This window comes from Actinomadura darangshiensis (assembly GCF_004349235.1).
Taxonomy (GTDB): Bacteria; Actinomycetota; Actinomycetes; order Streptosporangiales; family Streptosporangiaceae; genus Spirillospora; species Spirillospora darangshiensis.
Genome location: NZ_SMKY01000398.1, coordinates 1 through 6,725, shown reverse-complemented (window position 1 = coordinate 6,725; position 6,725 = coordinate 1). Strand labels below are relative to the sequence as shown.

The following is a 6,725-nucleotide window of genomic DNA, read 5'->3' as shown; positions in this document are numbered from 1 at the left end:
CGCTAACCGTTTGCACGCCGCCCCGCCCCGTCCTCTACACTGACGAGGTCGAGTGGCGACCACTCGTCCACCACCAGGCCCCCTTCGTCTAGCGGCCTAGGACGCCGCCCTTTCAAGGCGGTAGCGCCGGTTCGAATCCGGTAGGGGGTACCACGCGCATGGCTGCAAGATCAGCCGCGCCGTCATCCCCCATGATCGCTACGTTCGCGGCCCGCATTTGGGTGTCCGCCGTTTCCGGCGTGATCGTGACCTGGACGTCGACCTGATTGCTCTGCTTGTCGTGACACATCTGGACGGCGAATGCGTCCAGCAGGCGGCGCAGGACCGGCTCAGGTAGCAGGTCGAAGTCGACTGTCCCGGTCGGGCATTGGTCCAGCAGTTCGGGGCACGGTGCTACCGGAGTCGCGTCCCGTAGTTCGCGTAGTGCGGTTTGCTTGGCCTCCAGGTCCGCACCGATGCGTGTGGTGCGTTCGTTGATGGAGTTGACGAAGACGGGTGTGGGGTCGTCGGCGGCCTCCAATGAGTCGAGGACGCGTTCCTTGCGACGCTTCAGCTCCGCGATCTGCCGCTCGACCGCCACCAGGCGTTCCCGGTGTTCGTGGAGATGGCTGTCATCGAGCCGGGCGAGCAGGGTACTCAGGCGTTCACGGCGATGGAGTCCGAAGATCTCACGGTTGAAGAACTCGGTCAGGCCCGCCATGAGGGGTTCCTCACGGACCCAGATGCTCGCCGGGTGCTCTTCGGGACGGTAGGCACGAGCAGGACGGCAGATGTAGTAGATCCGGCCCCGGCTTTCCTTGCCGAACATCCGGCGCCCGCACAGTCCGCAGGTCATGTACGAGCGGAGCGCGTAGGTGCGACGAGTGTCGGTGTGCGCGGTGTTGGGCCCGGGATGGCTGCGGGAACCCTCCCGGTCACGGGCGACCTTCTGGGCGTCGGTGAAGGTGTCGATGCTCACCAGAGCGGGGTGAGTGGGTGCGCTGGACCAGATCCACGCTTCGGGAGGGTTGTTCCGGCCTCCGGCCGAGGTGGTGGCCTTGCGGTTCCACACCATGTAGCCGGTGTACTTGGGGTTGGTCAGCACCTCGCGGACTGAGGAATAGGTCCACTTGCCCACACTGCGGTGCTTCGCGGTGGCGACGGGCGGCGGGTACCGATCCAGATCGCAGTTGAGTCGGTCAGCGATGGCCTGGTAACCGAGACGTTCACTGGCACGGATCTCGAAAATGGTCTGCACGACCGGGCCACGCACCGAGTCGGGAGCCAGGACATGCTTGGTGGCTCCCTGCTCGCGGCGAGCGGCGACCGGGTGAGGAACCTTATCCGCCAGATACCCGTACGGGGGGCGTCCGACGTTGAAGCCTTGTTCGGTGTGGACTTCGAACCCGCCCCAGGCTTTCTCCAGCATCTCCAGGACGTACCACTCGGCCACGCCCTGCTTCACCCGCCGCGTGAGCACCTGGGAAGAGCGTTTCCCGTTCAGGGCGATCGGTTCATCGGACGCCCACAGCGGGATGCCGAGCTTCTCCAGAGTGTTCTCGATCTGGGTGCCGACGTAGGTCCGACGCGCGATCCGGTCGACCGACTCGCAGATCACCGCATCGAACCGCCGATCGACCTGGGCCGCTTCCATCAGCAGGTCCTGAATACCGCCGTCACGCGGAACCGGAATGTTGAACCGCTCGTGCCCGCGCCCGAACCCGCGAGCGGCGAGGTCCTTGCGCCCGGACTCGATGTCGTAGAAGTGCGCGACGATCACCGCACGCCCCGGAAGTGCTGTGTGCAGGGCGTTCTGGCTGTTGGCGAGCTGACGCGGAAGCGACAGCGTCGGATCCTGCTTGTCCTCGGTTGAGGTCCGGCCCGCGAACGCCACCTTGAGCGGACCGTCCAGCCGAAACCCTCCGCCGGGTCCGGTCAGCCCTGCGGATCGGCTGCTGTGGGTTCCTCGGGTGAAGACGTCGAGCGGGATTGGGCTGCGTGCCTGGTCCACCATTGCAGTACCTCCTTGATCGCCAGCGCCTGCGCCCGAGTGAGTTGCTCCTGAACCGACGGAGAAGCATTGACCATCCGCCAGACCAACTCGGGCGCCTCACCCGCTTCTCGGGTGCGCTTGCCCGGACCGCTCACCGGCGCCTTCGCCACCGGGTGACGGTGACGGCAGGGTCGGCGGTCGGCCGATTCGGATACGACGGCACACCTTCACCGTGAAGATCAAGCCCGGCTACCTCGTTCGGAGAAGTCGCCGTCCGGGGTCGGGCCTTGAACACCAGCAGGTCTTCGTGGGCAGTGGCCATGGCGGGGATGCCGTGTTCGCGGAGGCGGCGGGCTTCGATCATCTGGAAGAACGAGGCGCGGGTGACGAACTGACCGTCGCGGAGCCCGCACAGCAGGGCGGCGAACCTGTCGGCCAAGGCCAGGCCGTTGTCTTCGGCGGTGGTGATGACCTGGCCCGGCAGGTCGACGAGTTCGCCGGCCACGCGGAAGGGGCGGACGGTGACCGCGATGACTCCGCCGGGGCGCAGCAGGACCGCGCATCCGGCGAGGATCTCCCCGAAGCCGGTGACCAGTTCGGCGGTGGGGCGGTGGGCGAGGTTGCGGCGGTCGGTGGAATAGCGACTATGAGACTTGTCGATCTTTCCGCCGCCGTTATCGCGGCTGGTGACCACCTGCCCGTGGGTGCTCGCCCCGTAGGGAGGGGAGGTCACCACGAGCGCGGCGGTTCCGGTGAGGTCGGCGAGCGCGGTGGTGATGTTGCGAGCGTCGCCGTGGACGACCTGTCCGGTGCCGGTGGCTCCTTGGGCGCGGGCGTTGCGGAGGTTACCGGCGGCCATCTGCGCGAAGTGCGCCTCGTACTCCATCCCGGTGGCGTCGCGTCCCTGGTGAACGGCTTCCACCAGAGTGGTCCCGATCCCGCACATCGGGTCGATCACCAGGTCGCCGGGCTCGGTGTAGGTGGCGATGACCTGGGCGGCGATCGCGGGAAGCATTTTGGCCGGGTGCGTCATCGACTCTGGCGTGTAGCGGCCCTTGCGCTGGATGCGTGAGGGCTGCTGCCCGGTGACCAGAACGGACGCGAGCTCGCGAGTCTCGGGGTGGGAGCTTGTGTTCATCGGTCACCTCCCTGGCCGCCGTTGCCCGGTCGTGTGAGGAGGCAGACGTCCGCGTGCACTCGCGCCGCGGGTGGCAGGGCCCGGGAGCGGATGTCGCGGAGCTGCCCGAGGCTGCCGGGGCCGGCCTGGATGAGCAGGGTGTCGCCCTCGACGGGGACACGGACGGCGATGATGTGCTGGCTGTAGCGGAACCCGACCTTGCGGGCCTCGCGGATGATCGCCGGCGCTGGGTCGATGAGGTACCCGTTGTGGTGCCTGGCCGTGGTCACGACGGCGAGGTGACCGCCGGGCCGCAGGACCCGATAGGCGGCCGGCAGGAACGACTGGGCGCGAAAGGCGCTGTCGGTCAGGACGTCCGACAAGCACGCCGGGCACGCTCCCCGCGCCCTCGATTTCGGTTCGGCGGTGCGGCTCCCGACCGTGGGTGGTGCCGCGATGACCATCGCGACCTGTCCGGAGTGGTCGGCGATACCGCGGTGCATCTGGTCGGCGCGGCAGGGCCGCATCGCAACTCGGCTGAGATGTTCGTGCGGCAGGTGTGCACGTAGCTGAGTACCGATGTGCTGGGCGAGCGGGAAGTGCGGGACGCATCCGACGGCGCGCCGGTCGAGTTCGGCCGCCGCGCGCAGGGTGGATGAGTTGGTGGTGAACGCCTCGGCGATGACGTCGCCTTCACCGGTGGCGGTGGTGATGAGGTGACGCGCGAGCCCGGAGCTGATCGTGCCCAGATGCCGCTCACAGGTGCTGGTGCGTGGTGCCCGGTGGGCGGGCCCGTTGCAGGACTGCGCGTCGTGGGTGGGCCGGTCGGTGGTGTCGTCCGGGCAAAGCCAGACGGTGAGCGGAAGCAGTTGGCGCGCGCTGCTGGCGGGTGTCGGGTTCTGCTTGTTGGTGCTGGTCATGTCGGGTGACCCGTGATGGTCGCCCGGTCCCCTGTCTCACCAAGTAACTGACCGCACCCAGCCCGATCTTGGACACGTGCGGCACCGGTTTCCGCTCCGCGTTGACCGCGCCGCCGAGATCGAGGGGACGCGACAGCCAATCGACATATGTAGCCGATATATGTAGTCTGGGCATCATGAAGATGACCGGAGCGTTGCAGCGGGTCCTGCAGGTGTTCCTGTCGGATCCGAACGAGCGCCGCTATGGCTATGACCTGATGAAGGCGGCGAAGCTGCCGAGCGGGACGCTGTATCCCATGCTGGCGCGTCTGCAGGACGAGGGTTTGGCGACCTCGGAGTGGGAGGCGCAGAGGGAGGATGCCGGCGGCCGGCCGCCGCGCAAGTACTACCACCTGACCGGTGAAGGTGTCCGTGTTGCGCGTCTTGAGCTCGCTCAGGTGTCCCTTGATGCTTCTCGCGGCAGCGCTGGAAGTTCGAAGCCGGCAACGCGCGGTGCGATCCAGTGATCCGAACCAAGGTCTTGGCTGCCGCCGAGCGGCGTCTGCGTGCGACCTGTGACTCGCTGCCGCCCAAGGTCGGCGAGGACCGCTATCGGGAGTGGGCGGCGGAACTGCCGGCGATCATTGATGATTCGGAAGTGCGCCCTGCGCTGCTTCGATGGATCTGCGTGTGGCTCTTCGTTCTCGACCAGTCGCGGACGGTGTCCCGGTTGCATGGGTCCTCGCTCCTGGACGGATCGCGTCGCATCTTCAAGATCGTCAGTGACTTGGGGCGTTCCCTGGGGGACCGGAGATCGCTCGCTTTCCTCGGAACCATGGTCCTGAGCGGTTTTGCGGGGGGCATGGGATCGGGGGTCGTCTGGGCTGGTGTCGGGGCAGTGACCGCAGCGCTCACCGTGGTCATGTTCGCCCTGCTCGCCGTCGGCGTGGAAGCGAAGCAGTCCAAAGAATGAGGGGCTTGGGGGTGCACCCTCTCGCAGAGTGGCTGGTGAAGCATGCTGCGCTTCGTCTGCCAGCGACGGTTCGGGAGGATTGTTGCCGCGAGTGGCTGGCGGAGATCCCGGCGATCCTGGAGGACGATAGCGTCCGGTTCGGCTGGCGCCGGGCGATCAGGGTGTTGTGGTTCGCTGTCGACCAGTGGCGAGGCCTCAGTTCCCTCGCGTGCACGCACCAGGCCAAGGACACGAACGAGGTGGAGTGCGTCTCGCAGTTCCGACCTGATGATGCTGTCGTCTTTGTGCGTCTGGAGCCGGGCTCCGGCAAGACACACGCCTTCTTGGAGGCGCAGGTGGAGGCCTGGATGCAGAAAACAGGAAGGACTCCCCCAGAAGTCCAGATCACCTGGCTCGGGACCGGCAGAGACTAACTAAGGCAATGCGGCTATATATGTAGCCGAATAACGAACTACATATATAGATTGGAGAGCCATGAATCACGCCGCGCGCGTGCTGGCGACGGTCGTCGTGGCTGTGTTGCTGGCCGTGATCACCGGCCTGGTGGCGGGAATCTTGGGCTGGAAGGGCCCTGCCAGCTGGACGACCGCGGCGGCGGTGGGTTTCACCGCCGCCGGGGTAACGTTCTTCGGGATCATCACGGCTTCAAGCCAGCTGGGCTTGGTGTGACCGGCTGCGCTGGTGTCCGTGGTGGTCGGCTAGGTGTCCGCCCGGATGGTCGGCATGAGCAGGGCGACCTGTGAGGTCAGCCGGAGCAGCCGCTGGGCCTCGAGGCGCTTGTCGGTGAGGAATCGCAGTGTCAGGTCGATGCCTTCGATCTCCCCGATCCACCCCTCAGCGATCGCCCGCTTCTGTGGTCGTGGAGGTCGGCCTCTAGTACTCCAGCCGCATTTAGTGATCGATGAGGCGTCGTTGTCGTTGGTAGTGGCAGCGGCGGGCGCGTGCTTGGTGGCGGCGTCGCCAGCGTGACCAGCGGATACGGTGCCCGGGCGGGTGCCGGGGCTGGTGGAGATGGGCGTGCAGGCGGCGGATCTCGTTGACGGTGAGTGGGACCAACTCGTCGGGTTCGTTCCTGTCTGAGCCGTCGGGACGTGATCGTCCTTGCCGGTCGGGCCCCCTGTGTGGCGAGGTCGTCGGCCTCGCCATCGTCGGTGTCGCCAGGGCCTGGGGGCGGACTCGCGGCCAGGAAGGCCAGGTGGGCGTGGGCGATCATGGCCAAGGTGACGTGCCGGTACCAGGCGGTGTGCGTGCGGACCTGGTAGTGGTCCAGGCCGACCTCGTTCTTGGACGCTTGGAAGCATTCCTCGACGCTCCAGCGGGAGCCGGCCACCCGCACCAGCTCGGAGAGGCTGACCGGCCGGTTCGCTGCGCACCGGTAGAAGGCCAGGTCGGTGGGGTCGCTGATCGACCGGCGGGCCAGCATCCATTCGTGTTCGCCCAGGCCGATCCACGCCCAGTCGTACCACCGGCGGCCCTTGGCCCCGTCCCCGCACGAGACCCGCTGCCACGCCGCCTCACCCACTGCGGCGAAGGCGGCATCAGCCCTGGTCCGGGCACCGCCGAGCACAACAGGATGGTCGCAGGAGACCGCGAACACGTAGTTCACGCCGCGGCCGGTGCAGCGGCGGCGCAGCGCGGTGTTGTCGCCGGTTCCGGTAGGCCGTTGGCGAGGTGCCTGTTTGGGCAGGTCCTTTTCCAACGGCCCCCGGCCCGAACCGGACGTGCCCGCTTTCCAGGCATCCGGCTCTCCAGTGACTACTCCGT

General features: G+C 67.2%; 9 protein-coding genes and 1 tRNA gene. 6 read left to right on the top strand and 4 right to left on the bottom strand.

Annotated elements, in window-relative coordinates:
* Positions 1 to 77: 77 nt before the first annotated feature.
* Positions 78 to 153: transfer RNA gene (locus tag E1293_RS42705), tRNA-Glu, on the top strand.
* Here E1293_RS42705 and E1293_RS50895 read toward each other — a convergent pair.
* A complete protein-coding gene (locus E1293_RS50895; protein WP_424923726.1) occupies positions 113 to 1,237 on the bottom strand; it encodes a recombinase family protein in 1,125 nt (374 codons plus the stop codon). The two genes, E1293_RS42705 and E1293_RS50895, sit on opposite strands and share 41 nt — an antisense overlap.
* On the opposite strand from E1293_RS50895, the gene E1293_RS49970 reads away from it, so the two are divergent.
* Positions 1,124 to 1,852 carry a hypothetical protein gene (locus E1293_RS49970; protein ID WP_243717414.1) on the top strand — a complete coding sequence of 243 codons (729 nt, stop codon included), beginning with the start codon at positions 1,124 to 1,126 and terminating at the stop codon, positions 1,850 to 1,852. The two genes, E1293_RS50895 and E1293_RS49970, sit on opposite strands and share 114 nt — an antisense overlap.
* Before the next feature lie 271 nt (positions 1,853 to 2,123).
* Here the strand turns inward: E1293_RS49970 and E1293_RS42695 are convergent, their stop codons facing one another.
* Positions 2,124 to 3,110: a TRM11 family SAM-dependent methyltransferase gene (locus tag E1293_RS42695; RefSeq protein WP_132205165.1), complete on the bottom strand. Its 987-nt coding sequence runs from the start codon at positions 3,108 to 3,110 to the stop codon at positions 2,124 to 2,126.
* Complete coding sequence (locus E1293_RS42690) at positions 3,107 to 4,009, bottom strand: class I SAM-dependent methyltransferase (protein ID WP_132205163.1); 903 nt, start codon at positions 4,007 to 4,009, stop codon at positions 3,107 to 3,109. The genes E1293_RS42695 and E1293_RS42690 overlap by 4 nt, the downstream gene beginning before the upstream one ends.
* A gap of 176 nt (positions 4,010 to 4,185) precedes the next feature.
* Here E1293_RS42690 and E1293_RS42685 point away from each other — a divergent pair, with 176 nt between their 5' ends.
* The 4 genes from E1293_RS42685 to E1293_RS42670 all read left to right on the top strand — a co-directional run bounded on the left by E1293_RS42685 (position 4,186) and on the right by E1293_RS42670 (position 5,630).
* Positions 4,186 to 4,515 carry a PadR family transcriptional regulator gene (locus tag E1293_RS42685; protein ID WP_132205161.1) on the top strand — a complete coding sequence of 110 codons (330 nt, stop codon included), beginning with the start codon at positions 4,186 to 4,188 and terminating at the stop codon, positions 4,513 to 4,515.
* Entirely contained in the window at positions 4,512 to 4,961 is a 450-nt protein-coding gene (locus tag E1293_RS42680; protein WP_132205159.1) for a hypothetical protein, read from the top strand. The genes E1293_RS42685 and E1293_RS42680 overlap by 4 nt, the downstream gene beginning before the upstream one ends.
* Positions 4,962 to 4,972: 11 nt before the next feature.
* A complete protein-coding gene (locus E1293_RS42675) occupies positions 4,973 to 5,374 on the top strand; it encodes a hypothetical protein (protein WP_132205157.1) in 402 nt (133 codons plus the stop codon).
* Between the two features lie 61 nt (positions 5,375 to 5,435).
* Entirely contained in the window at positions 5,436 to 5,630 is a 195-nt protein-coding gene (locus E1293_RS42670) for a hypothetical protein (RefSeq protein ID WP_132205155.1), read from the top strand.
* Between the two features lie 130 nt (positions 5,631 to 5,760).
* On the opposite strand, the gene E1293_RS50890 is transcribed toward E1293_RS42670, so the two are convergent.
* Positions 5,761 to 6,725: IS701 family transposase (locus E1293_RS50890; protein WP_424923725.1), on the bottom strand; the 965-nt coding region annotated here is incomplete at its 5' end.